This window comes from Streptomyces kanamyceticus (genome assembly GCF_008704495.1).
GTDB classification, from domain to species: Bacteria; Actinomycetota; Actinomycetes; order Streptomycetales; family Streptomycetaceae; genus Streptomyces; species Streptomyces kanamyceticus.
The window spans coordinates 5,468,735-5,491,180 of the sequence record NZ_CP023699.1; the positions used below are offsets into that span (position 1 = coordinate 5,468,735).

Sequence of the window (22,446 nt, forward strand, 5' to 3'; positions counted from 1 at the left end):
GGAGGACCGTCACGTGAGCCAGTACGTGTCCAGGCTCGGGCGTCGCGCCCCGGCGGCACCCTCAAGGCTCCGTATCCCCGGCAGCCAGCGGCGCCCACGCCGCGTGGCCATGCTCAGCGTGCACACCTCGCCGCTCCACCAGCCCGGCACGGGCGACGCGGGCGGCATGAACGTCTACATCGTCGAACTGGCCAAGCGCCTCGCCGCGATCAACGTCGAGGTCGAGATCTTCACCCGCGCCACCACCGGGGGGCTCCCGCCCGCCGTGGAGCTGGCCCCGGGCGTGCTGGTGCGGCACGTGGACGCGGGCCCCTACGAAGGCCTCGCCAAGGAGGAGCTGCCCGCCCAGCTCTGCGCCTTCACGCACGGCGTCATGCAGGCCTGGGCCGGACACCGCCCCGGCTACTACGACCTGGTCCACTCCCACTACTGGCTGAGCGGCCACGTCGGCTGGCTGGCCGCCGAGCGCTGGGGCGCCCCCCTGGTGCACGCGATGCACACCATGGCCAAGGTCAAGAACGCCGCGCTCGCCACGGGCGACACCCCCGAGCCCGCCGCCCGCGTCATCGGCGAGACGCAGATCGTGCGCGCCGCCGACCGCCTCATCGCCAACACCTCCGAAGAGGCCGACGAACTCGTACGCCACTACGAAGCCGACCCCGGCAAGGTCGCCGTCGTCCATCCCGGCGTGAACCTCGACCGCTTCCGCCCGGCCGACGGCCGGGCCGCGGCGCGCCACCGCCTAGGCCTCCCGCAGGACGCGCTCGTCCCGCTCTTCGCGGGCCGCATCCAGCCCCTGAAGGCCCCTGACGTGCTGCTGCGCGCGGTCGCCGTCCTGCTGGACGAGCGCCCCGCGCTCCGCTCGAACATCGTCGTCCCCATAGTCGGCGGCCCCAGCGGCAGCGGCCTCGCCAAGCCCGAGGGCCTGCAGAAGCTGGCCGCGAAGCTGGGCATCGCCGACGTGGTCCGCTTCCAGCCGCCGGTCGGCCAGGAGCAGCTCGCGGACTGGTTCCGCGCGGCGTCGGTCCTGGTGATGCCCTCCTACAGCGAGTCGTTCGGCCTGGTGGCCATCGAGGCGCAGGCGGCGGGCACCCCGGTCCTCGCCGCCTCGGTGGGCGGCCTGCCCGTCGCCGTGCGCGACGAGGTCACCGGCTTCCTGGTCTCCGGACACGAACCGGCCCACTACGCGCGCGTGCTGCGCGATTTCGCCGACCACCCCCACCTGGTGGAGCGGATGGGCGCGGCGGCGGCCCGGCACGCGCAGTCCTTCGGCTGGGACACCGCGGCGTCCGCCACGGCGGACGTCTACACCGGAGCCATGCACGACTTCCGCCGTCACGTACGCTCGCACCATGGCTGAGCAGGCAGAAACTCCGGACGCGGCTGCTCCGGACGCCGCGACGATCATCGAGCGGACCCTGGACGACGCCGAGCTCGAATGGGAGTCCCCCGAGCCCGGCTCGTACGTGGTGAAGCTGCCGGGCACCCGCAAGCTCTCCACCACCCTGTCGATGATCGTCGGCAAGCACTCGCTCTCCCTGAACGCCTTCGTGATTCGCCACCCCGACGAGAACCACGAGGCGGTGCACCGCTGGCTCCTGGAGCGCAACCTCCGTCTGTACGGCGTGAGTTACGCGATCGACTCGCTCGGCGACATCTACCTCGCGGGCAAGCTGCCGCTCGCCGCGGTCACCCCCGACGAACTGGACCGCCTCCTCGGCGCGGTCCTCTCCGCGTCGGACGACTCCTTCAACACGCTCCTCGAACTCGGTTTCGCGTCGGCGATCCGCAAGGAGTACGAGTGGCGGGTCTCGCGGGGCGAGTCGACGCGCAACTTGGACGCGTTCACGAACTTGACCCAGCCGCGCGGCTGAGAGGGCTTAGCGCGGGGCCTGCCCCTACCTGCACGCCCGGTGCGGAGTAACGGGTGGGCGGGAAAGCATCCGTCGCGAAGCGGCGGCACAGGAATCACCGACCCGCACTCTTCCGCCGGGCGCACCGCCATGCCATGCTCCAGCACACCGCAGACGTGAACGTAGTTCACATCCATGGACTGGAAGGCGGCGCGACACTATGGACCACCCCACCAGACGGGGCGTACTGGCAGGCGCGATAGCCATAGCGGCGACCGGCGGAACGGCGCACGCGACCGCTCCCGGCGCGGCCCGTGGCCAAACCCCCGCCCTCTGGCGGGAGTTCACCGCGTCCCCCTACACCCACCCCCAGATCCCCTACGTGGCCCGCGCGGGCGCCCGCACAGGCGCCCACCCCTTCCCCCGCCACAAGCGAACGCTCGACATCCGCCACTACGGGGCGAAGCCCGACGGCACGTCCGACGCGGCCCCCGCGATCAACCGCGCCCTGGCCGACGCCGGAGCATCCGGCGGAGGCACCGTGCGAATCCCACCCGGCACCTTCCGCGTCGACGGCATCATCCGCATCGCCCACGACCACGTCACCCTGCGCGGCGCGGGCAGCACCCGCACCACCCTCCTCGCCACCAAGAACCTCACCGAGCTGATCGGCCCCTACGGCTCCCGCTACGGCGGCGACAAGTCCAGCTGGTCCTGGGCGGGCGGCCTCATCTGGCTCTGCCCGGAGGCCCGTTACGACTCCCTGACGGCCGCCATCAAGGCCAAGGCATGGCCCTTCGAGGGCTGGACCGGCAACAAGCGCGACGAGTGGGAGACCCTCACCACCGTCGCCCCCGCCCGCCGCGGCTCCTGGTCGGTGCCGGTCGCCGACGCCTCCCGCCTCCACAAGGGCGACCTCGTCCTGCTCCGCCTCGCCGACGACGCGGACCACACGCTCCTCCAGCACATGGCGGGCGGTGGCCCGGGCCCGGCGGCGTACACCTGGGACGACAAGACCAAGCTCACCTCGTACGTCCCCTACGAGTGGCCCGTACGGATCGCCGCCGTCGACCGTGCCAGGCGCCGGGTCACCTTCGAGCGGCCGCTCCCCCTCGACGTACGCCCGGAGTGGGACCCGCGGATCACCACCCACGCAAGGGAGTTGACGGGTTCCGGCGTCGAGGGGCTGACCCTCGAAGCGGTCGAGACCCCGCAGTCCCCGCACCTCCTGGACAAGGGCCACAACGGCGTCGCGTTCCAGTGCGCCTACGACTGCTGGGCCGACGACGTCGTCGTACGCCACGTGGACAACGGCTTCGGCCTGGTCGGCGCCTCCGCCTGCACCCTGCGCCGCACCCGCGTGGCGGGCCGCGGCTCCCACCACCCGTACTTCTGCCGGGAGGGCTCGCACGACAACCTCATCGAGGACTTCGTGATCGAGGAGCGCACGACACCGGCCCCCGCGGGCACCCAGCTCCACGGCATCAACGTCGAGGGCCTCTCCTCCCACAACGTCTGGTCGCGCGGCCGCATGGAGATGGGCACCTTCGACTCGCACCGCGGAATGCCCTTCGCGAACGTACGGACGGACATCACCGTCGACAACAACGGCCGCCACGGCGGCGACGCGAGCGCGGGCCCCCTCTTCGGAGCCCGCTTCACGCACTGGAACATCCGCGTCACCAACGAACGCGCGGGCCTGCTGAAGATCGACGAACTAGCGCCCTACAGCGCGACGGTGGGCATCAACAGGGTCCGCGAATTCGACCAGACCGACGTACCGGACTTCACCGGCGACCTCCACGCGCGCGTGGAGCTGTACGGCACTACGGACGCGGTGCGGCCACGGAATCTGTACGAGGCGCAACGGTCTCTGCATCACTGACCTCCGGGACGCGCTCCTGCGAGACGTGCTCCTCCACGACGTACTCCTCCGGGAGCCGCCGCATCAGCCCCCAGTACCCCAACGCGGCCACCGTCCCGATCACCGCACACGCCCCCCACAGCCACTCCGCGCCGAACCGGTCGATGATGAGGCCGGACATCAGCGGAGCGACCAGCGCGGCCACCGACCATGAGAGCGTGTACATGCCCTGGTAGCGCCCGCGCCCGTGGGTGGGCGAGAGCCGCACCACCAACCCGGTCTGGGTGGGCGCGTTGACGATCTCGGCGAGGGTCCACACGCACACCGTCATGGCGAAGACGCCGACCGACCCGGCGAAGGCGGTGAGCCCGAAGCCGTACCCGGCGATCAGGGAGGAGATCACCAACAGCCGCCGCGGATCCCGGTGTTCGATGAAGCGCGTGACCGGGATCTGCAGGGCCACGATCATGACGCCGTTCACGGCGATCGCGAGCCCGTAGTCGGCGGGCGTGAACCCCGCCTCGCCCATGGCCACAGGCAGCCCCACGGCCCCCTGCTGAAAGATCAGCGCGACCAGGAACGAAAGCCCCACCACACCCATGAACCGCCCGTCCCGCAGCACGGTCCCGAGCCCGACGGCGGGCTCGGCGGCCTTCTCCAGGGCGGTACGCACCGGCCGGGACTCGGGCAGCTTCATGAAGACGACGATCGCGCAGACCATGGTCATGGCGGCTTCGATCAGGAACCCGGCCGTATAGCTGTACGAGGCGATGAACCCGGCGCCCGCCGAGGAGATCGCGAACCCCAGGTTGATCGCCCAGTAGTTGAGCGAGAACGCCCGCACCCGGTCCTCGGGCCGCACGATGTCCGCCATCATCGCCTGCACGGCGGGCCGGGACGCGTTGCTCGCCATGCCCACCACGAAGGCCACACCCGCGATGGCGACCGGATGCTCCATGAACCCGAGCACCGCTACGGAGAGGGCGGTCGACGCCTGCGCGATGAGCAGCGTGGGCCGCCGCCCGAGCCGGTCGGTCATCACGCCCGCACCGATCGAGGAGACGACGCCACCGAGCCCGTGCAGGGCGGCCACGAGCCCGGCATACGAAGCCGAGTAGCCCCTCTCCAAGGTCAGGTACAAAGCCATGAACGTCGCGACGAAGGCCCCGAGTCGATTGACCAGCGTGCTCGTCCACAGCCACCAGAAGGCCTTCGGTAGTCCCGAGACGGACTCCGTGACGGCACGTCTGAGCGAGGCGACTGACATGGGTGCATCCCCCGGGTGTGATGTAAGTGGCGCTAGAGGCGTTCGTAACTTACGACCCGAGTGCTTGCCGAGGCCAGCGGATTGACGGCGAGCGTCAATCCGTGGGGGTCGATTAGGCTCGGACCCATGGCCGACGCACCGTACAAGCTGATCCTCCTCCGCCACGGCGAGAGCGAATGGAACGCGAAGAACCTGTTCACCGGCTGGGTGGACGTCAACCTCAACGAGAAGGGCGAGAAGGAGGCGGTCCGCGGCGGTGAGCTGCTCAAGGACGCCGGCCTGCTCCCCGACGTGGTCCACACGTCACTCCAGAAGCGAGCGATCCGCACCGCGCAGCTCGCCCTGGAATCGGCTGACCGCCACTGGATCCCGGTCCACCGCAGCTGGCGCCTGAACGAGCGCCACTACGGCGCCCTCCAGGGCAAGGACAAGGCCCAGACCCTGGCCGAGTTCGGCGAGGAGCAGTTCATGCTCTGGCGCCGCTCGTACGACACCCCGCCCCCGGCGCTCGACCGCGACGCGGAGTACTCCCAGTTCTCCGACCCCCGCTACGCCACGCTCCCGCCCGAGCTGCGCCCCCAGACGGAGTGCCTCAAGGACGTCGTCGTCCGCATGCTCCCGTACTGGTTCGACGGCATCGTCCCCGACCTCCTCACGGGCAAGACGGTCCTGGTAGCGGCCCACGGCAACAGCCTCCGCGCCCTGGTCAAGCACCTGGACGGCATCTCCGACGAGGACATCGCGGGCCTGAACATCCCGACGGGCATCCCGCTCTCGTACGAACTGGACGCCGAGTTCAAGCCGCTGAAGGCCGGGGGCACGTACCTCGACCCGGACGCGGCGAAGGCGGCGATCGAGGCGGTCAAGAACCAGGGCAAGAAGAAGTAGCCCCGACCCGCTTCAAGCCCCCTGCCTGCGGATTCTCCGCTGGTGAGGGGGCTTTTCGCTGGAGACGGACGGCGTGAGTGGTTGTCCTGCCCGCTGACGCGTCAGAGGGGGAGGTCGTCGGGCAGTACCCGGAATGCCTTGTGGCGGCCGAGAGGGCGTACGGCGCGGAAGTCGCGGCGGTCGAGGGCGAGGATCGCATCGGTTTCGTAGTCGGCTGCGAGGGCCACGTTCACCGCGTCGGCGAGGTCGAGGTCCAGCGCGTTGTAGCGCGCGCGGACGGACTGGGCGGTGCCCAGGTGGGTCTCCGTGATCTCCGGTGCGACGATGCGGCCCCGCCTCATCCAGTGCCGGATGTCGTCGATCGCGCTGTGCGCGGCCTCCCGGCCCAGTTCGCGCGTCGCGACGTGGTCGAGTTCGGCGAGCAGGAGCGGGGACAGGACGAGGAGGCCGGCGGCGAGGATCGCCTCGTTGGCCGCGGCGTGCTCCGGGTGCGTGGAGTCGAGAGCGGCCAGCAGGCCGGAGGTGTCGGCGATGACGATGATCACGCGGCGGTTCCGGGACCGGCATCGGAGTCGGTCTCGCGGCGGACCGCGTCGGCGACCGTGTCGCGGACCTCGGCCCTGGACTGCGTACGGCCCGACCCCTCGAAGGTGCGCGAGAACAAGGGCTCGTCCCAGACGCGATTCGCCATGGCCGCCAGGTGGATGCCCTGGCGGATGATCTCGGCCTCGCTTATCCCTCTGCGCTTGGCCGCCTCCTTGATGATCGCCAGATCCTCAGGGTCCGCGTAGACATTCGTGCGCTTCATGGACATGTACCAAGCTTAGTCCATGTACCAGATTAGGGTATGGCTTTCGCGCCTCCCGGCGAAGCCACGCGCGTAAGGTGCAGTCATCGTCTACACATATTACGGAGGGGGCAGGGATGGACGCCGGACTCATACGTTCATGGGTGGAGGGCTGGGTCGTCTCGCGCGGCGCCGCGGTGCCCGTCGTCGAGCCCTGGGGGTTCACCGTCGACGTCGGGCTGAGCGGGCACGTCACCCGGCACGTGATGGCCGATGCCGACGAGCCGTTGGTCCGCAAGCTGACGGAGACGGTCACCGCCCCGGGGACGTGGCTCAAGGTCTTTCTGCCGCGGGAGACCGTCGCCCCGTGGGTGGCGCCCGGCTGGCGCTTCGGCGACGACGGCTTCCTGATGTCGGCGCCGCTGCGCCCCACCGCCGCCGCGGCCCCCGAGGGATACGAGATACGCACCTGGACGCGCGGCGGCGTCACGCGCGTGCTCGTCCTGGGGCGGGACGGCGCGTTCGCCGCCCATGGGCAGGTCGCCGTGCCGGGCCCCGGGCGCACCGCCGTCTTCGACCAGATCGAGACCTCCGAGGCGCACCGCCGCAAGGGCCTCGGCAGCCTGGTCATGCGGACGTTGGGGAACGTCGCCGCCGCAGAGGGCTCCTCGGCCGCGGTGCTTGGCGCGACGGACGAGGGGCGGGCGCTGTACGAGTTCCTGGGCTGGCGCACCCACGGCCCGCTGACCAGCCTGGTCCGCGAGGCTCCCGCTGCCCGGGGTGCGTGAAGGGCGCCACGCGCGTTCCCCCAGAATGCCCGCATGGACGCGGGACTTGCAGCAATCCTCGGCGCGGCAGTGGGAGCTTGCGGAACGGCCGTCGCGGCCGGTGTGAGCGGGTTCTTCGCGCGATCCCAGATGGCGCAGCAACTGGCGGCCCAGCACCGGCAGATGGAGCGGCAGATACACGCCGATCTCGCGACGCAGATGCGGGAGCCCCGACGAGAGGCCTACATCGCCTTCGCGGCAGAGGTGGGACGGCAGTTGGATGCGCTGTGGTGGGCCCATCACGCGTTGTCGGCGCGGCCGCCCGAACGGGAGGCCGCCGCCGAGCAGTTGCGGGTCTTCGGGCCTTCGGACAGCACGGCGTACGAAGGCGTTCTGCTGGAGGGGCCCGAAGAAGTCGCCCACGCCGCCTCGGTCCTGTCCGCGGCGGTCCACAGGGCGCGGTGCGCCGCCCTCGTCTGGTTCGAGTGGGACGAGAGCGTCGCGCCTGCCGAGACTTCCCCACCTGCCGAGCCGCGCGATCTCGCGGCCGAGCTGACGCAGGCCCACGACGTCGCCCAGAAGGCCAGACGCGACTTCCGACTCCTCGCGATGGACGCCATCCGGGCCGACGGCGCCCACGCCGAGGGCGAGCAGGCGCACGCGCGGACCGCCGCGATCCACCAGGCGCTGGGACGACCCGGCTGGGGTAGGTAGAACAGGTCAGGGGAGTGCAGCGGAGCGGACCGTCACGGTGTGCCCGACCGCGAGATTCCCTGCGCCACCTGCCCCGTCGTCTCCAGGATCCACTGGCCGAAGCCGGTCGGGGCGACCAGTACCCCGAAGACCAGCACGATGGCCACGGTCAGCTGCTCGTCGCTCCGCTTTCTGGCCTGTGTGCGTCTGCGCAATCGCAAGACGATGATCACAGCAAGCAGAACCGCCACATTGATCGTCAGAATCACCGGGGCCAGCCCTCCCATCAGGCGCGACGCAACGTCCCGGCTTTCCTGTGTACCGTGAACACACCCCCGTGACGGGCCAGTTGCCCGGGGTTGGCGTCAAAGCGCTCACCCCGGGCCGGAACGGCGTACTGGCTCAGCGCGTGAAGTTGAGGTACTTCCACGCCCCGTGCGTCGTCGAGTTGACGTTGTCACCCGAGCTGCCGTTCACGTACGACGAGCGGATGCGGGCACGGATGCCCGATTCGCCGGGGGCGCCGAGGCGGACCGGCGAGGTGCCGTCGGCGTAGAGCGCGAAGTACTCCGAGCCGGTGGAGTGCCACTTGCGGTCCGGGCCGTAGACCTGGACCTCGAAGCGCTGCTTGCGGCCCTTGTAGTACGTCATCTTCGTGGAGAGCACCGGATCGGTGTTCTTGTGGAAGTAGTGGTACGTCGTGGAGCCGATCTTGGCCGTCTTGTAGTGCTGGGAGACGGTGCTGGAGATCTTGACCTTGGCGTACGCCGTGGACGTGGCCTTCTTGGAGGCGTACCGCGCGTCTCCGGAGAAGACGGCCGTGACCACCGTGTCCCGCTTCATGTCGACCGTCGCCGACAGGTCGCCGCGGGAGTTGACCTTGGCCTTCTTGATGAGTTTGTTGGGCTTGTCGCCGCCGTACGGGTCGGCCCAGATCTCGACCGTGCGGTTCTTGTACGTGCTGCCGAGGTGCGCGGTGAAGGAGACGTCGGCGCCGTAGGAGTAGACGTTGCCGTTCTTGTTCAGGGTCAGCTTCGTCGCGGAGCGGGAGACCTCCACCGCGTCCGTCGCGGACGTCGCGGCGTGCGTGGCGTCACCGGCGTACGCGACCTTGTAGGTCACCTTGCCGCCCGCGGGCGGGGTGTCCTTGAAGGAGAAGGAGCCGTCCGCCTTGGTCTTCACCGAGGGCAGTGCCTTGCCCGGGGAGGGCGATTCGACGTCGGTGCGCGTCACCGTCAGGGAGGTGCCCGCCGGGATGCCCGCCCCGGTGAGCTTGCCCTTGACGGTGAGGGACTTGGCCCGCGGTGCCTTCTCCGGAGCGGTCACCGTGAGCTTCGGCAGGGACTTGGCCGGGTCGTTGAAGACCCGCAGCGAGAAGGCGCCCTCGCTGTTGGAGGAGACCGCGAACAGCTTGCTGCCGTCCGGCGCCCAGGCCAGGCCGCCCTCGGCGAGGGTGTCGCCGCCGCTGCTGTGACCGGTGTTGGGGAACTCGTACTCGCGGACCTTGGACCACTGGCCCTGCTTGTAGATGTGGACGTCGGGCCCGTACCAGGAGGAGGTGCCCGCGGCCACGGTGCCGTCCGGGGCGATGTCCACGGCCGCGCCGTAGTCCCCGGAGTTGTACCGGCCCACGGGGGACAGGTCCTTGGTGGAGTACACCGGGTGGTAGTACGGGGACCCGCTGGCCGTGACGACCTGCGTGCCGTCGGGGGAGACCGCGATGTCGTCGAAGGAGCCGCCCTCGACCGACTTGCTGACCACCGTCGTCGGCTTCTCGCCCGACACGTCGTACACGGTCAGGGTGTCGTTGCTGGTGTCCCTCTCGCCCGCCACCAGGATCCCCGAATCGGGGTCGGAGCCGAGCTCGGGAGCGGCGTAGAAGCTCGCGTCGCCGTCCTGGCCGAGCGCGACGACCGGCTCGTCCCCGGAGAGGTCGAGCGAGCCGATGCCGCCCGCGGCGGAGGGCCCGTAGCCGAACCACAGCTTGCCGCTCGCGAGCGCGAGGGTGCGCGGCTTCTCCGCGCCGTCGAGCGCGTAGCTCGCGCTCCGCGTGTACGTGGACGTCTCCACGGAGACGATCCTGTTGAGCCCGGAGACCGCCGCGTACACCTGGCTGGAGTCCGGCGAGAGCGCGAGCCCGTCGACGTCCGGCAGGCCGTCCAGGGTCGCCTTGACGGCGCCCGTGTAGTCGGTGACGACGATCTTGCCGCCGCTCGGGTCGGAGACGTAGACGCGCTGGTGCTCCCCGTCCACCAGCACGTCGCCCGCCGACTTCACGTTCAGGAGCTTGGCCGAGTCGGCGGCGGCCGGACCCGACGTCATCGCGACGAGGGCCGCGGAGCTGAAGAGGACCGCGAGCGCTGTCGCGGTCGAGATGGTGCGCGTACGCACGATATGTGACCCCCCACATATGAAGATCCCAGGTCGGACGCCCGGGACGTGAACCCCCCGTTACAGCGCCCTCACATTAAGGCATTCCTGTGAAGGCCGTGAACGGAGTTTCGCCTGGGGCGCCACGGCACTCCGGGTCCGCCCACGCGCGCGTGCGCCGTTGACGCGCCCCTTCGCCCTGGGCATGCAATGGGCAATCAGGCAGTACGCCAGTACGCCTTCGAGGAGGAGACCATGGCCGTGTCCCCCATGCCCCAACCCGTCCCCGAGCAGCCGACCTGCGCGCAGGCCCTGCCCGTGCTCGCCCTGCTCGGCTCCTGCGGTTGCGGCCCGGGCTGCAGCTGCGGCTGCCAGTCGGGCGGCAGCTGCCAGTGCGGCGGCGGCTGCGGCTGACAGCTGACGCACGCGTGCCCCGTGCCACCGGTCATCCCGGCGGCACGGGGCACGTACCCGCGAAGAGCGCGAAGAGCGCGAAGAGGACGTGTAGGGCTACGCCCCCTCCACCGGCGTCCCCGTCGGCTGGATCTCGTCCGCGTGCTCACCCGTGACCAGGTACACGACCCGCTTGGCGACCGACACCGCGTGGTCCGCGAAGCGCTCGTAGTAGCGGCCGAGCAGGGTGACGTCGACGGCCGTCTCGATGCCGTGCTTCCAGCGGTCGTCGATCAGGTGCTGGAAGAGCGTGCGGTGCAGCTGGTCCATCTCGTCGTCGTCCTGCTCCAGCTGGAGCGCGAGGTCGACGTCCTTGGTGATGATGACCTCCGCGGCCTTCGCCATCAGGCGCTGGGCGAGCTGGCCCATCTCCAGGATGGTGGCGTGCAGGTCCTGGGGCACCGCGGAGTCGGGGAAGCGCAGCCGGGCCAGCTTGGCGACGTGCTGGGCGAGGTCGCCGGAGCGCTCCAGGTCGGCGCTCATCCGCAGCGAGGTGACCACGATGCGCAGATCCGTGGCGACCGGCTGCTGCCGCGCGAGCAGGGCTATCGCACGGGCCTCCAGGTCGTGCTGCAGGTCGTCGACCTTCTGGTCGGCCGCGATCACGCTCTCGGCCATCTTCAGATCGGCGTCGAGCATGGCCGTCGTGGCGCGCCCGATCGCGGACCCGACCAGGCGGGCCATCTCGACCAGGCCCTCGCCGATCGAGTCAAGTTCCTCGTGGTACGCGTCCCGCATGTGGCTGTCCCTCTCTCGTACGTCTCAGGGGGCTGGCCCCTACGCTCCCACGGTGTGGCCCGGACGCGTCCGTTTCCGGCACCCCGAATGAACCACCACTGTCATCAAGGTGAACTGTGGGCGACGAGGGGCGAGGGTCCCGTCCAGGACGGTTCAGGACCGATCGCAAGAAATGAACCGGATCCGTCCCCTCGGTGAACTCTGGGCGACGAGTGTTCGAGGCGGCACTCGTATGGCTGTGACCGGCACTCACCTGGCGCATAACCTGGAGGCATGGACGTGAACGCGGCGGTCGCCGCAGCGGCAGCGATCGCCGGGGTGTGCACCGGCGTGATCGCCATGCTGGCGTTTCGCTGGAGCGAACGCGACCAGAAACGCCCCACCCGAACCTCATTGCACACGGACCCGGTCCTGCCCCCCGGCGTCGACACGGTCCTCTCCGTGCTGCGCTCCTCCGCCGTCGTCCTCGACGAGGCGGACAGCGTGGTCAAGGCGAGCTCCGCGGCGTACGCGCTCGGCCTGGTCCGCGGCGGCAAGCTCGCCGTGGACCCGATGCTGCAGATGGCCCGCGACACCCGCCGCGACGGGGAGATACGCCAGGTCGAGCTCGATCTGCCCCGGCGCGGCACCGGACGCGGCGAGGCCCTCGCGGTCTCCGCCCGCGTGGCGCCGCTCGGCTCCCGGCTCGTGCTCCTGCTCGTCGAGGACCTCACGGAGGCCCGCCGCATCGAGGCGGTGCGCCGTGACTTCGTCGCGAACGTGAGCCACGAGCTGAAGACCCCGGTAGGCGCCCTGTCGCTCCTCTCCGAAGCGGTCATGGACGCCTCGGACGACCCCGAGGCCGTCGAGCGCTTCGCGGGCCGCATGCAGATCGAGGCGACCCGCCTGACCAGCCTCGTACAGGAGCTGATCGACCTCTCCCGGGTCCAGAACGACGACCCCCTGGAGGACGCCGAACCGGTACGGGTCGACGAACTGGTGGCGGAGGCGATCGACCGCAGCAGGCACCAGGCGTCCCACAAACAGATCACCATGGCGGCGGGAGGCACCGCTGACCTGCAGATCTGGGGCAACCGCGGCCAGCTCGCCGCGGCACTCGGCAACCTCGTCGAGAACGCCGTGAACTACAGCCCCGCCCGCACCCGCGTGGGCATAGCCGCCCGCCGGGTCACCGCACCCGGCGGCGATCTCATCGAGGTGGCGGTCACCGACCAGGGCATCGGCATCTCCGACAAGGACAAGGAGCGCATCTTCGAGCGCTTCTACCGCGTCGACCCGGCCCGCTCGCGGGCCACCGGCGGCACCGGCCTCGGCCTCGCCATCGTCAAGCACGTAGCCGCCTCGCACGGCGGGGAAGTCACCGTGTGGAGCTCCGAGGGTCAGGGCTCCACCTTCACCCTGCGGCTGCCAGAGGCAGCCGCGCACCGCGACCGCGGACCAGGTCAAGGCGGTGGCGCACTCGACGACGAGAGCGTCCTGTCCGACGAGACCACCACGTACGAACCCATTCCTGCCCCGGAGGTCCTTCCGTGACCCGAGTGCTCGTCGTCGAGGACGAGGAATCCTTCAGCGACGCTCTGTCCTACATGCTCCGCAAGGAGGGCTTCGAAGTCGCCATCGCGGCGACGGGCCCGGACGGACTCGACGAATTCGAGCGCAACGGCGCCGACCTCGTCCTGCTCGACCTGATGCTGCCCGGCCTGCCCGGCACCGAGGTCTGCCGCCAGCTGCGCAGCCGTTCCAACGTCCCGGTGATCATGGTCACCGCCAAGGACAGCGAGATCGACAAGGTGGTCGGCCTGGAGATAGGAGCCGATGACTACGTCACCAAGCCCTTCTCGTCCCGCGAACTGGTCGCCCGCATCCGCGCCGTCCTGCGCCGCAGGGGCGAGCCGGAGGAGGTCACCCCGCAGGCCCTGGAGGCCGGCCCGGTCCGCATGGACGTGGACCGCCACGTGGTCACGGTCTCCGGCTCCAAGGTCGACCTGCCGCTCAAGGAGTTCGACCTCCTGGAGATGCTCCTGCGCAACGCGGGCCGCGTGCTGACCCGCATGCAGCTCATCGACCGCGTCTGGGGCGCCGACTACGTGGGCGACACCAAGACCCTGGACGTCCACGTCAAGCGCCTGCGCGCCAAGATCGAGCCGGACCCGGGGGCGCCGCGCTACCTGGTGACGGTGAGGGGCTTGGGCTACAAGTTCGAGCCGTAGGCCGCGGGTGGCCTTGCCCCGTGCGGGATGCCGCGCGGGGTGCGCCGGATCGACGGACGGAGTCCGGCGCAGCACTCCGAAGCCCGCGAAGCGGTGCGAGGGGTGCGTCAAGAAGAGGCTCGAGCCGGACCCGGGGGCGCCGCGCTACCTGGTGACGGTCCGCGGCCTCGGCTACAAGTTCGAGCCGTAAACAGCCCGCCCCGCGACGACAGCGGGCACGGCACGAAGAAGGGCGGGACCCCGGTGGGGGTCCCGCCCTTCTTGCCGCGTACGTACGCCGTGCCGGGTACGTACGCCGGGTCAGTGCTGGGTGCCGGTGCCGGTGCCGGTGCCGGTGCCGGTGTCCGCGCCGTGCGACGCGTCGCCGGACGGGTTCGTGTCGGCACCGTTGGAGGCGTCGCCGGACGGGTTCGTGTTCGCCTCGTCGACCGCCTCGCCCGACGTGTTGGCGCTGGCGCCGTCGGACGGCTTGCCCGAGGCCTTGCCGGACGGGTTCCCGGACTCGCCCTTGGACGGCTTGCCGTCGGGCGCCTTCGGGAGCTCGCTCGGGCCCCACTTGGAGAAGTAGCTCTCGGCGGGCACGACGAACGTCTGGAGCGCCACGTCACCGGTCTTGCTGAACGAGAAGGTGACCTTCTGCGCGTTGCCGTCCTTGATGGCCTCACGGCTGCTCGGCAGGACGGCGGAGGCGTTGTTCTTTCCGCCGATGACGACGGAGCCGCCGGCCGGGATGGTCAGCGGACCCTTCGGCTTGGAGTCCTTGTCGTCCTTGCCGGGCGTGAGCTCGGCCTTCTTGTCGGTGCCGTCGACCGTGATCGATTCCAGGGTCTGGGCGGTCCTGCCGGTGTTGAAGACCGTCGCGGAGACCACGGCAGGACCCTTGGACTTCAGGTCCGGCTGCGTGATGACCATGGCGTTCTGGATCTTGATGTCACCGACGGAGGTCGCGGCGTTGTCCGGCTTGACCTCCATCGTCTGCGCGTTGTTGCCGGCGCCGCAGGCGGCGAGCGAGGCGAGCGAGAACGCGATGGCGGAAGCGGCGATTGCGCCGCGTCGAAGGCTGCGGCTCACGGCGGCGGCAACTCCTTGAACGTGGGCGGTACGGGACGGGGTGGACGGCCGTAAAGCCGTCCTAAGGGTGTGTCAGCGCGCTTAGGTTACCGAGCCGTTCCCGTGCCGCCGCACCCGACCCGCCCCTTGCGTCACGAGGCGTCGTGCCCATGTCGTGCTCATGTCTTCCCGACGGGGAGTGTTTCGGTGACCCTGGGCAACCCTTGTTCATCATTCACATAAGCGCCGTCAAGAGCTCTTCGGGCCCGCCTTGCGGATTTCCCGTAAGGAATGCATGGGGGTCCGGAGAATTGATCAGCAGCCTTCTTGATCAATTCCGGAATCGCCCCGGACGCCGTTCCGCACACCTCTCCGTCGACCGAACGGAGTAGCGGAAGTTCACCGCTTGGAACCTGGCAAACCGGGACGTTCGACCTCTTGGGGCCCTCTGGAGGGGTACGTAACGTGTGTGTTTCCGCCTCCCCGAAGAGCCGCTCCGACCTGCGAATACCCGGTTCCGCACCCCCTCCGCAGCACGTTCCTGTTGCTGTTGTCAAGCCCCGAGATATGCCCTGACCTGCGAAAACGCCATTCAGAAGAGGCGGTTCTCGTGTTAGGATGGATAGCCACGGAAGGGGTACCTGTCACATGACGTTCAAGGTTGGCGACACCGTGGTCTATCCCCATCACGGGGCCGCGCTGATCGAGGCCATCGAAACTCGCCAGATCAAAGGCGTGGACAAGACCTACTTGGTGCTGAAGGTCGCCCAGGGCGACTTGACGGTACGTGTGCCAGCGGACAATGCGGAGTTCGTCGGCGTGCGTGATGTGGTCGGTCAGGATGGACTGGACCGGGTCTTCGAAGTGCTGCGCGCGCCGTACGCCGAAGAGCCCACGAACTGGTCTCGCCGCTACAAGGCAAATCTCGAGAAGCTCGCCTCCGGCGATGTCATCAAGGTCGCGGAAGTCGTGCGTGACCTGTGGCGTCGGGAGCGCGAGCGCGGACTGTCCGCAGGTGAGAAGCGCATGCTCGCCAAGGCTCGGCAGATCCTGGTGAGTGAGCTCGCCCTCGCGGAGAACACGAACGAGGACAAGGCCGAGGCCCTGCTGGACGAGGTTCTCGCGTCCTGACGCGCAGCCGGCCCGAGGCGCAAGCTCCGGCCGACCTGGCGTAACGATGCCGCGGTGCCCGCTGACCCTTTACGGAGTCGCCGGGCGCTGCGGCATGTTCGTACCCAGGCATACCGCACCAGGATGTTCTCGTACACGGATGTTCCCGTACACCGATTTTTCTCGTACACCCAGGCAGGCATGTGAGCGGCCCCCAGGGGGGCCGTGTTGGTGTGCCGGGCTCAGGCGATGGCTCGACCAGATGTCACGGAAGGGTCCGGTCAAGGCGTTCCGCCCGGCACGGTGTGGCCATACCCATGTCGGCCGAGCACACAAACCTGAACGGAACCGATGTCTAGCGAATCCCGCACCGCGGTGGTCATTCCCGCGGCAGGACGGGGCGTGCGCCTCGGCCCTGGCGCCCCCAAAGCGCTCCGTGCGCTGAACGGCACCCCGATGCTCATCCACGCCGTGCGCGCCATGGCGGAGTCCCGCGCCGTCTCCCTCGTCGTCGTGGTGGCACCGCCGGACGGCGCCCCCGAGGTGAAGACCCTCCTCGACGACCACGCGCTGCCCGAGCGCACCGACTTCCTCGTCGTGCCCGGCGGAGACAGCCGCCAGGAGTCCGTGCGGGCCGGTCTTGACGCGCTGCCCGACGGCATCGACATCGTCCTGGTGCACGATGCCGCCCGCCCGCTGGTGCCCGTCGACACGGTCGACGGCGTCATCGAGGCCGTCCGCGACGGAGCGGGGGCCGTCGTCCCCGCACTGCCGCTGGCCGACACCGTCAAGCAGGTCGAGCCGCGCGAGGCGGGGCTGCCCGAGCCCGTCGTGGCCACGCCCGAGCGGGCCAGGCTGCGCGCCGTACAGACCCCGCAGGGCTTCGACCGCGCGCTCCTCGTGCGCGCCCACGAGAGCGTCACCGAGAACGTCACCGACGACGCGAGCATGGTCGAGCAGCTCGGCGAGCCGGTCGTCGTGGTGCCCGGACACGAGGAGGCGTTCAAGGTGACGCGCCCCCTCGACCTCGTACTCGCCGAAGCCGTGCTCGCGCGCAGGAGGGCCAACGATGGCTTCTGAGACACCCACCCCCCCGGTCGTGCTGCCGCAGGTCGGCATCGGCACCGACATCCACGCCTTCGAAGAGGGCCGCGAGCTGTGGTGCGCGGGCCTGAAGTGGGAGGGCGAGGGGCCCGGACTCGCCGGGCACTCGGACGCCGACGTCGTCGCGCACGCCGCCTGCAACGCGCTGTTCTCCGCCGCGGGCCTCGGCGACCTCGGCGCGCACTTCGGCACGGGCCGCCCCGAGTGGTCCGGTGCCTCGGGGCTGACTCTCCTCGCCGAGGCCGCCCGGATCGTGCGCGAGGCCGGATTCACCATCGGCAACGTCGCCGTGCAGGTCGTCGGCGACCGCCCGAAGATCGGCAAGCGCCGCGACGAGGCGCAGAAGGTGCTCTCCGAGGCCGCGGGAGCGCCGGTCGCCGTCTCCGGAGCCACCACCGACGGCCTCGGCTTCCCCGGCAGGGGCGACGGGCTCGCCGCGATCGCCACCGCGTTGGTCGTACGCACGTCGTCGTGAGGCCGGAATCGGGGTAGTCGTATGCCTCGTGCGGGCGTATGCCTCGTACAGCCAGCTGCCTACGAAGGAGTGATGTTCATGTCCGCCGCACTGTCCGACGATCTCAAAGCGCTGCTCGACACCCCGGTCTTCGTCTCAGTCGCCACCATCCAGCCCGACGGCAGCCCCCAGGTGTCACCGGTCTGGGTCCAGCGGGACGGCGACGACCTGCTGTTCTCGACGACGATCGGCCGCCGCAAGGAGAAGAACCTGCGGCGCGACCCGCGCGTGACAGTGCTGTTCCAGCCCTTCGACGCCCCGTACACGTACGCGGAGATCCGGGGCACCGCGGAGCTGACCACCGAGGGCGGGCAGGAGCTCATCGACGAGCTGTCGCGCAAGTACACCGGCAAGGACTACGCGGACTTCAACCCGGCCTCCAAGGACGACAACCAGCGGGTCGTCGTCCGGGTAACCGCGCGCAAGGTCGTCGGCGGCATCTGAGGCGCCGCAACGTCACAGTTCCGTGCCCTGTGGCCCAAGGGGTCGCGGGGCACTGTCCTGCGCCTACTACTCTGGTGTGGTGACGATTCGCCTGTACGACACCAGCGCCCGGCAGATCCGTGACTTCAGCCCCCTCAACGACGGCTGTGTCTCGATCTACCTGTGTGGTGCCACCGTGCAGGCGGCCCCGCACATCGGGCACATCCGTTCGGGACTGAACTTCGACATCATGCGCCGCTGGTTCGCCTACCGCGGCTACGACGTGACGTTCGTCCGCAACGTGACCGACATCGACGACAAGATCATCAAGAAGTCGGCGGAGCAGGACCGCCCCTGGTGGTCGATCGGGTACGAGAACGAGCGCGCCTTCAACAACGGGTACGACGCGCTCGGCTGCCTCCCGCCCAGCTACGAGCCGCGCGCCACCGGACACATCACCGAGATGGTCGAGATGATGCGCGGCCTCATCGAGCGCGGCCACGCCTACGAGGCCGAGGGGAACGTGTACTTCGACGTGCGCTCCTTCCCCGGCTACCTGGAGCTCTCCAACCAGGACCTCGACGACCTGCGCCAGCCCTCCGGCGAGGGCGAGACCGGCAAGCGCGACCCCCGCGACTTCGCGATGTGGAAGGCCGCCAAGGAGGGGGAGCCCAGCTGGGAGACCCCCTGGGGCCGCGGCCGTCCGGGCTGGCACCTGGAGTGCTCGGCGATGGCCCACAAGTACCTGGGCACCGAGTTCGACATCCACGGCGGCGGGATCGACCTGATCTTCCCGCACCACGAGAACGAGATCGCCCAGGCCAAGGCCTTCGGCGACACCTTCGCGCGGTACTGGGTGCACAACGGCTGGGTCACCATGAGCGGCGAGAAGATGTCGAAGTCCCTCGGGAACTCGGTGCTCGTGAGCGAGATGGTCAAGCAGTGGCGCCCGATCGTGCTCCGCTACTACCTGGGCACCCCGCACTACCGCTCGATGATCGAGTACAGCCCGGAGGCCCTGCGCGAGGCGGAGTCCGCGTTCGCCCGCATCGAGGGCTTCGTGCAGCGCGTGGTGGAGAAGGCCGGGGGCGTCGTCGACGCCGCGGCCGAGGTGCCGCCCGCGTTCGCCGAGGCCATGGACGACGACATGGGCGTCCCGCAGGCGCTCGCCATCGTGCACACCACGGTCCGGCAGGGGAACTCCGCCCTGGCCGCCGACGACAAGGAAGCCGCGGTGGCGCGGCTCGCCGAGGTGCGGGCCATGCTGGCCGTGCTCGGCCTCGACCCGCTCGACGAGCACTGGGCCGGTGGCGAGAGTGACCGCGGCGAAACTGGGTCCATTAACAGCATGCACGGCGTCGTGGACACCCTCGTCCGCCTGGTCCTCGACCAGCGCGAGGCCGCCCGCGTCCGCAAGGACTGGGGCACCGCCGACGCCATCCGTGACTCGCTCAACCAGTCGGGCCTGGTCATCGAGGACAGCCCGAGCGGACCGCGCTGGACGCTCGGCCCCCGCTAGGCACCCGCTGATGTGCCGCCCGGCGCTCCGGGCGGCACACTTCATAGACGTACACCTCGTGCGCGTACGCATGTGCGCGCACACGCATCACAACAGACAGGTAGGTCATGGCCGCTAACAACCGCCGCATGTCCGGCAAGAAGGGCGCGCAGGTCGGCAGCGGCGGCAATCGGCGCCGCGGCCTTGAGGGCAAGGGTCCGACGCCGCCCGCCGAGGCGCGCAAGGGGCACGTGAAGAACCGCGTCGCCAACGCCAAGGCCAAGAAGGCCGCCGGCGCTCCGGGCGGCCGCCGCCCCGCGCCGAAGGGGCGCGGCGGCAAGGCGTCCTCCGAGATGGTCGTCGGCCGCAACCCGGTCTTCGAGGCGCTGCGCGACGGCGTGCCCGCCTCCACGCTCTACGTCCAGCAGTTCATCGACAACGACGAGCGGGTCCGCGAGGCGCTGCAGCTCGCGGCCGAGCGCGGCGGCATCCACCTGATGGAGGCGCCGCGGCCCGAGCTGGACCGCATGACGAACGGCCTCAACCACCAGGGGCTCGTCCTCCAGGTCCCGCCGTACGAGTACGCGCACCCCGAGGACCTCGCCGCCGCCGCGTACGACGAGGGCAAGGACCCGCTGATCGTCGCGCTCGACGGCGTCACCGACCCGCGCAACCTCGGCGCGGTCGTCCGCTCCGTCTCCGCCTTCGGCGGGCACGGCGTGGTCGTGCCCGAGCGGCGCGCCGCCGGTATGACGGCCGGTGCGTGGAAGTCCTCCGCCGGTACGGCCGCGCGGACGCCGGTCGCGCGCTGCACGAACCTGACCCGCGCCCTGGAGGCGTACAAGAAGGCGGGCGTCGCCGTCGTCGGCCTCGCGGCGGACGGCGAGCACGAGGTCGGCGACCTGCCGGCGCTGAGCGGCCCCGTCGTCATCGTCGTCGGCAGCGAGGGCAAGGGCCTCTCCCGGCTCGTCGGCGAGACCTGCGACTACCGGGTGCGGATCCCGATGCCGGGCGGCGCCGAGTCGCTCAACGCGGGCGTCGCCGCGGGCATCGTGCTGTACGAGGCGTCCAGGCGCCGCGCGTAGCACGTCCAGGCGTACAGGTGTCCGGGTCGCGTTGATCTCTTGACGCGGCCCGGACATTTCCACATGGTCAAGGCAGTGTCCTAAACACACATCACTCGGTTAGATGAGTGTGGACACCAGAACACCCCGCACACCCACGGGGGGAAGCTCGTCAGGCTTCGACGAAGCTCCCGCGCTGAGCATGGTGAAGGTGCCGAGCGACCCGGCGCAGGTCATCGTCAATCACGCGAGTTTCCGCGTGCAGCTCCCCGCCGCTGGGCGCACTCAATCCCCGCGTATCTCACGCCACTTGGGCACTTCCGACCAGACGGTGCGCATCCCGGTCGTGGGCGGCGCCACCAAGCGTCGCGCACCCGTCGTATGGAGCGGGAAGTCCGAGCCCGGCGACCCGGGAGCGACCGGACTGCTGCAGGCCGTGCGCGGCACGGGCGTACGCCATTCGGCCCAGCAGGCCGGGCCCTACGACGACGGCGGCGCCACCCAGGTCATCCCGCGCGTCGAACTCGGCGACGAAGGCCCTGGCACCGTCGAGACGCCCGGCGTCACCGGACCGCGCGGCCCCGAACCAGAGACCCGGCTGCTGCCGCAGATGCGGCTGCCGAGCAGCGACTACGACGAGCGGATCGCCCAGGGCGGCGACGACGAGTACGACGACGAATACGACGACTACGAAGAGGGCGCCGAAGGTGCCGAGCGGGTGAAGCGGCACGGGTCCGACCCCGTGCGGCACGCCTACTACCCCGGGCGCCGGATGAACCTCGGCGTCGTGCTGCTCCCGCTGCGCGTCTTCCTCGGCTTCATCTCCATCTACGCCGGCATGGGCAAGCTGTGCGACCCCGTCTACTTCGACGGCGGCGAGCGCGGCTCCATGGTCAAGTGGCTCAACTCGCTGCACCCCTGGGCGCTCGCCGAGCCGCTGCGCGACTTCGCCCTCCAACATCCGGTGGGCGCCGGACTCTGCATCGCCTTCTTCCAGGTCATCGTCGGCGTACTCACGGTGCTCGGGCTCTGGCAGCGTCTTGCCGCCTCCATCGGCGTGCTGCTCTCCGCCGCGCTCATCGTCACGGTGAGCTGGAAGACCGTGCCCGCCTACGACGCGCCGGACATCATCTATCTGGCCGCCTGGTCGCCGCTGATCATCGCGGGCGCGCCCGTGTACTCCGTCGACGGACGCCTCGCGGGCGAAGCCTGGCGCACGCTCGGCCCCCGGGCCGCGATCTGGGAGCTGCGGCGGCGCGTGCTGCGCCGCGGCGGCCTGGTCGGGGCGGTCGTGGTCGGCCTCACGCTGCTGATCGGCTCGCTGCTCGGCGGCGCGGTACGGGACGCGGACCGCGTGACGGTGCCGGGACCCGGCGAGGCCCCGCGCAACGAGGTGGAGGGCTCCCCGCTCCCCGGCGACCCCGCGAAGAAGCACCGGCGCCAGTCGCAGAGCCCCACGCAGTCGACGGGCTCCCCGACGCAGGGCCAGGGCAGCTCCGCGAGCCCCACGCAGGGCGCCACGTCGCCCGGCACGGCCCGTGAGACGGGCACCGTCGGCTCGCAGCAGCGGCCCAGCCAGACGCAGGGCAGCACGGCGGGCCAGGCCCCGCCGCAGCAGTCGGCGACGCAGCAACAGCAGCCGACCACGAGCGCGGGACCGACGTCCAGCGGCGGTGGCGGCACCACGGGCGGCTCAGGCGGCTCCAGCGGCTCGGGAGGCTCCGGGGGTACCGGCGGCTCGGGCGGGGAGAAGCCGGGGCTTCTGGGGGGCGTTCTCGGCCACTGAGACGGCG

General features: G+C 70.3%; 23 protein-coding genes and 1 pseudogene. 17 read left to right on the top strand and 7 right to left on the bottom strand.

From position 1 onward, the window contains the following. The first annotated feature begins 13 nt into the window (after nucleotides 1-13). The 3 genes from mshA (at nucleotide 14) to CP970_RS23430 (ending at nucleotide 3,738) form a co-directional block, all read left to right on the top strand. A complete protein-coding gene (gene mshA / locus CP970_RS23420; RefSeq protein ID WP_150493844.1) occupies nucleotides 14-1,360 on the top strand; it encodes a D-inositol-3-phosphate glycosyltransferase in 1,347 nt (448 codons plus the stop codon). Then, nucleotides 1,353-1,874 carry a type III secretion system chaperone family protein gene (locus CP970_RS23425; RefSeq protein WP_055554121.1) on the top strand — a complete coding sequence of 174 codons (522 nt, stop codon included), beginning with the start codon at nucleotides 1,353-1,355 and terminating at the stop codon, nucleotides 1,872-1,874. The genes mshA and CP970_RS23425 overlap by 8 nt, the downstream gene beginning before the upstream one ends. A gap of 199 nt (nucleotides 1,875-2,073) precedes the next feature. Further along, nucleotides 2,074-3,738 (top strand): glycosyl hydrolase family 28-related protein, encoded by a 1,665-nt coding sequence (locus CP970_RS23430; RefSeq protein WP_150493846.1) that lies wholly within the window; start codon nucleotides 2,074-2,076, stop codon nucleotides 3,736-3,738. Here the strand turns inward: CP970_RS23430 and CP970_RS23435 are convergent. Next, the gene (locus CP970_RS23435) at nucleotides 3,680-4,984 is read right to left on the bottom strand and encodes an MDR family MFS transporter (RefSeq protein WP_079043557.1); all 1,305 of its coding nucleotides are present in this window, start codon (nucleotides 4,982-4,984) and stop codon (nucleotides 3,680-3,682) included. The two genes, CP970_RS23430 and CP970_RS23435, sit on opposite strands and share 59 nt — an antisense overlap. 126 nt (nucleotides 4,985-5,110) lie before the next feature. Here CP970_RS23435 and CP970_RS23440 point away from each other — a divergent pair, with 126 nt between their 5' ends. After that, nucleotides 5,111-5,872 (top strand): phosphoglyceromutase, encoded by a 762-nt coding sequence (locus CP970_RS23440; protein ID WP_055548303.1) that lies wholly within the window; start codon nucleotides 5,111-5,113, stop codon nucleotides 5,870-5,872. A gap of 101 nt (nucleotides 5,873-5,973) precedes the next feature. Here CP970_RS23440 and CP970_RS23445 read toward each other — a convergent pair whose 3' ends face one another. After that, nucleotides 5,974-6,417: a PIN domain-containing protein gene (locus tag CP970_RS23445; protein WP_055548305.1), complete on the bottom strand. Its 444-nt coding sequence runs from the start codon at nucleotides 6,415-6,417 to the stop codon at nucleotides 5,974-5,976. After that, nucleotides 6,414-6,686: a ribbon-helix-helix domain-containing protein gene (locus CP970_RS23450; protein ID WP_055548306.1), complete on the bottom strand. Its 273-nt coding sequence runs from the start codon at nucleotides 6,684-6,686 to the stop codon at nucleotides 6,414-6,416. The genes CP970_RS23445 and CP970_RS23450 overlap by 4 nt, the downstream gene beginning before the upstream one ends. Before the next feature lie 110 nt (nucleotides 6,687-6,796). Between CP970_RS23450 and CP970_RS23455 the strand changes: the two genes are divergently transcribed. Both CP970_RS23455 and CP970_RS23460 read left to right on the top strand, forming a co-directional pair. Continuing rightward, nucleotides 6,797-7,447, top strand: a complete 651-nt coding sequence (locus CP970_RS23455) for a GNAT family N-acetyltransferase (RefSeq protein ID WP_055548307.1) — start codon at nucleotides 6,797-6,799, stop codon at nucleotides 7,445-7,447. Nucleotides 7,448-7,480: 33 nt separating this feature from the next. Then, nucleotides 7,481-8,140, top strand: a complete 660-nt coding sequence (locus CP970_RS23460; protein ID WP_150493848.1) for a hypothetical protein — start codon at nucleotides 7,481-7,483, stop codon at nucleotides 8,138-8,140. Between the two features lie 32 nt (nucleotides 8,141-8,172). On the opposite strand, the gene CP970_RS23465 is transcribed toward CP970_RS23460, so the two are convergent. Both CP970_RS23465 and CP970_RS23470 read right to left on the bottom strand, forming a co-directional pair. Further along, entirely contained in the window at nucleotides 8,173-8,385 is a 213-nt protein-coding gene (locus tag CP970_RS23465; RefSeq protein ID WP_055548328.1) for a hypothetical protein, read from the bottom strand. Between the two features lie 136 nt (nucleotides 8,386-8,521). After that, nucleotides 8,522-10,510, bottom strand: coding sequence for a WD40 repeat domain-containing protein (locus CP970_RS23470; RefSeq protein WP_055548309.1), 1,989 nt, complete (start codon nucleotides 10,508-10,510; stop codon nucleotides 8,522-8,524). A gap of 189 nt (nucleotides 10,511-10,699) precedes the next feature. Between CP970_RS23470 and CP970_RS23475 the strand changes: the two genes are divergently transcribed. Beyond that, nucleotides 10,700-10,903 carry a hypothetical protein gene (locus CP970_RS23475; RefSeq protein ID WP_055548310.1) on the top strand — a complete coding sequence of 68 codons (204 nt, stop codon included), beginning with the start codon at nucleotides 10,700-10,702 and terminating at the stop codon, nucleotides 10,901-10,903. 96 nt (nucleotides 10,904-10,999) lie between these two features. Here CP970_RS23475 and phoU read toward each other — a convergent pair whose 3' ends face one another. After that, nucleotides 11,000-11,680 (bottom strand): phosphate signaling complex protein PhoU, encoded by a 681-nt coding sequence (gene phoU, locus CP970_RS23480; RefSeq protein ID WP_055548311.1) that lies wholly within the window; start codon nucleotides 11,678-11,680, stop codon nucleotides 11,000-11,002. 273 nt (nucleotides 11,681-11,953) lie between these two features. Between phoU and CP970_RS23485 the strand changes: the two genes are divergently transcribed. The 3 genes and pseudogenes from CP970_RS23485 to CP970_RS46220 all read left to right on the top strand — a co-directional run. Beyond that, complete coding sequence (locus CP970_RS23485; protein ID WP_055548313.1) at nucleotides 11,954-13,213, top strand: sensor histidine kinase; 1,260 nt, start codon at nucleotides 11,954-11,956, stop codon at nucleotides 13,211-13,213. Continuing rightward, nucleotides 13,210-13,890, top strand: coding sequence for a response regulator transcription factor (locus tag CP970_RS23490; RefSeq protein WP_030682312.1), 681 nt, complete (start codon nucleotides 13,210-13,212; stop codon nucleotides 13,888-13,890). The genes CP970_RS23485 and CP970_RS23490 overlap by 4 nt, the downstream gene beginning before the upstream one ends. A 118-nt stretch (nucleotides 13,891-14,008) precedes the next feature. After that, a pseudogene (locus CP970_RS46220) lies at nucleotides 14,009-14,080 on the top strand (DNA-binding response regulator); the annotation flags it as partial. A 110-nt stretch (nucleotides 14,081-14,190) separates the two neighbouring features. Here the strand turns inward: CP970_RS46220 and CP970_RS23500 are convergent. Then, a complete protein-coding gene (locus CP970_RS23500) occupies nucleotides 14,191-14,961 on the bottom strand; it encodes a copper chaperone PCu(A)C (protein WP_055548314.1) in 771 nt (256 codons plus the stop codon). A gap of 627 nt (nucleotides 14,962-15,588) precedes the next feature. On the opposite strand from CP970_RS23500, the gene CP970_RS23510 reads away from it, so the two are divergent. The 7 genes from CP970_RS23510 (at nucleotide 15,589) to CP970_RS23545 (ending at nucleotide 22,439) form a co-directional block, all read left to right on the top strand. Next, entirely contained in the window at nucleotides 15,589-16,071 is a 483-nt protein-coding gene (locus CP970_RS23510) for a CarD family transcriptional regulator (protein ID WP_003953493.1), read from the top strand. 330 nt (nucleotides 16,072-16,401) lie between these two features. Further along, nucleotides 16,402-17,130: a 2-C-methyl-D-erythritol 4-phosphate cytidylyltransferase gene (gene ispD, locus CP970_RS23520; RefSeq protein ID WP_055548315.1), complete on the top strand. Its 729-nt coding sequence runs from the start codon at nucleotides 16,402-16,404 to the stop codon at nucleotides 17,128-17,130. Next, nucleotides 17,120-17,629, top strand: coding sequence for a 2-C-methyl-D-erythritol 2,4-cyclodiphosphate synthase (gene ispF / locus CP970_RS23525; protein ID WP_055548316.1), 510 nt, complete (start codon nucleotides 17,120-17,122; stop codon nucleotides 17,627-17,629). The genes ispD and ispF overlap by 11 nt, the downstream gene beginning before the upstream one ends. A gap of 78 nt (nucleotides 17,630-17,707) precedes the next feature. Next, on the top strand, nucleotides 17,708-18,112 hold the full coding sequence (locus tag CP970_RS23530; protein WP_055548329.1) for a PPOX class F420-dependent oxidoreductase: 405 nt from the start codon (nucleotides 17,708-17,710) through the stop codon (nucleotides 18,110-18,112). Between the two features lie 79 nt (nucleotides 18,113-18,191). Next, on the top strand, nucleotides 18,192-19,610 hold the full coding sequence (cysS, locus tag CP970_RS23535) for a cysteine--tRNA ligase (RefSeq protein ID WP_055548330.1): 1,419 nt from the start codon (nucleotides 18,192-18,194) through the stop codon (nucleotides 19,608-19,610). Nucleotides 19,611-19,717: 107 nt separating this feature from the next. Then, the gene (gene rlmB, locus CP970_RS23540; RefSeq protein WP_055548317.1) at nucleotides 19,718-20,674 is read left to right on the top strand and encodes a 23S rRNA (guanosine(2251)-2'-O)-methyltransferase RlmB; all 957 of its coding nucleotides are present in this window, start codon (nucleotides 19,718-19,720) and stop codon (nucleotides 20,672-20,674) included. 103 nt (nucleotides 20,675-20,777) lie between these two features. Beyond that, nucleotides 20,778-22,439 carry a DoxX family protein gene (locus tag CP970_RS23545; protein ID WP_079043559.1) on the top strand — a complete coding sequence of 554 codons (1,662 nt, stop codon included), beginning with the start codon at nucleotides 20,778-20,780 and terminating at the stop codon, nucleotides 22,437-22,439. The last annotated feature ends 7 nt before the right edge of the window (nucleotides 22,440-22,446 follow it).

What these genes read in the sequence shown, in the direction of transcription:
- CP970_RS23425 (WP_055554121.1), top strand. Translation starts at nt 1,353, where the DNA reads ATGGCTGAGCAGGCAGAAACTCCGGACGCGGCTGCTCCGGACGCCGCG.
- CP970_RS23430 (WP_150493846.1), top strand. Translation starts at nt 2,074, where the DNA reads ATGGACCACCCCACCAGACGGGGCGTACTGGCAGGCGCGATAGCCATA.
- CP970_RS23435 (WP_079043557.1), bottom strand. Translation starts at nt 4,984, where the DNA reads ATGTCAGTCGCCTCGCTCAGACGTGCCGTCACGGAGTCCGTCTCGGGA.
- CP970_RS23440 (WP_055548303.1), top strand. Translation starts at nt 5,111, where the DNA reads ATGGCCGACGCACCGTACAAGCTGATCCTCCTCCGCCACGGCGAGAGC.
- CP970_RS23450 (WP_055548306.1), bottom strand. Translation starts at nt 6,686, where the DNA reads ATGTCCATGAAGCGCACGAATGTCTACGCGGACCCTGAGGATCTGGCG.
- CP970_RS23455 (WP_055548307.1), top strand. Translation starts at nt 6,797, where the DNA reads ATGGACGCCGGACTCATACGTTCATGGGTGGAGGGCTGGGTCGTCTCG.
- CP970_RS23460 (WP_150493848.1), top strand. Translation starts at nt 7,481, where the DNA reads ATGGACGCGGGACTTGCAGCAATCCTCGGCGCGGCAGTGGGAGCTTGC.
- CP970_RS23475 (WP_055548310.1), top strand. Translation starts at nt 10,700, where the DNA reads ATGGGCAATCAGGCAGTACGCCAGTACGCCTTCGAGGAGGAGACCATG.
- phoU (WP_055548311.1), bottom strand. Translation starts at nt 11,680, where the DNA reads ATGCGGGACGCGTACCACGAGGAACTTGACTCGATCGGCGAGGGCCTG.
- CP970_RS23485 (WP_055548313.1), top strand. Translation starts at nt 11,954, where the DNA reads ATGGACGTGAACGCGGCGGTCGCCGCAGCGGCAGCGATCGCCGGGGTG.
- CP970_RS23510 (WP_003953493.1), top strand. Translation starts at nt 15,589, where the DNA reads ATGACGTTCAAGGTTGGCGACACCGTGGTCTATCCCCATCACGGGGCC.
- ispD (WP_055548315.1), top strand. Translation starts at nt 16,402, where the DNA reads ATGTCTAGCGAATCCCGCACCGCGGTGGTCATTCCCGCGGCAGGACGG.
- ispF (WP_055548316.1), top strand. Translation starts at nt 17,120, where the DNA reads ATGGCTTCTGAGACACCCACCCCCCCGGTCGTGCTGCCGCAGGTCGGC.
- CP970_RS23530 (WP_055548329.1), top strand. Translation starts at nt 17,708, where the DNA reads ATGTCCGCCGCACTGTCCGACGATCTCAAAGCGCTGCTCGACACCCCG.
- rlmB (WP_055548317.1), top strand. Translation starts at nt 19,718, where the DNA reads ATGGCCGCTAACAACCGCCGCATGTCCGGCAAGAAGGGCGCGCAGGTC.
- CP970_RS23545 (WP_079043559.1), top strand. Translation starts at nt 20,778, where the DNA reads ATGAGTGTGGACACCAGAACACCCCGCACACCCACGGGGGGAAGCTCG.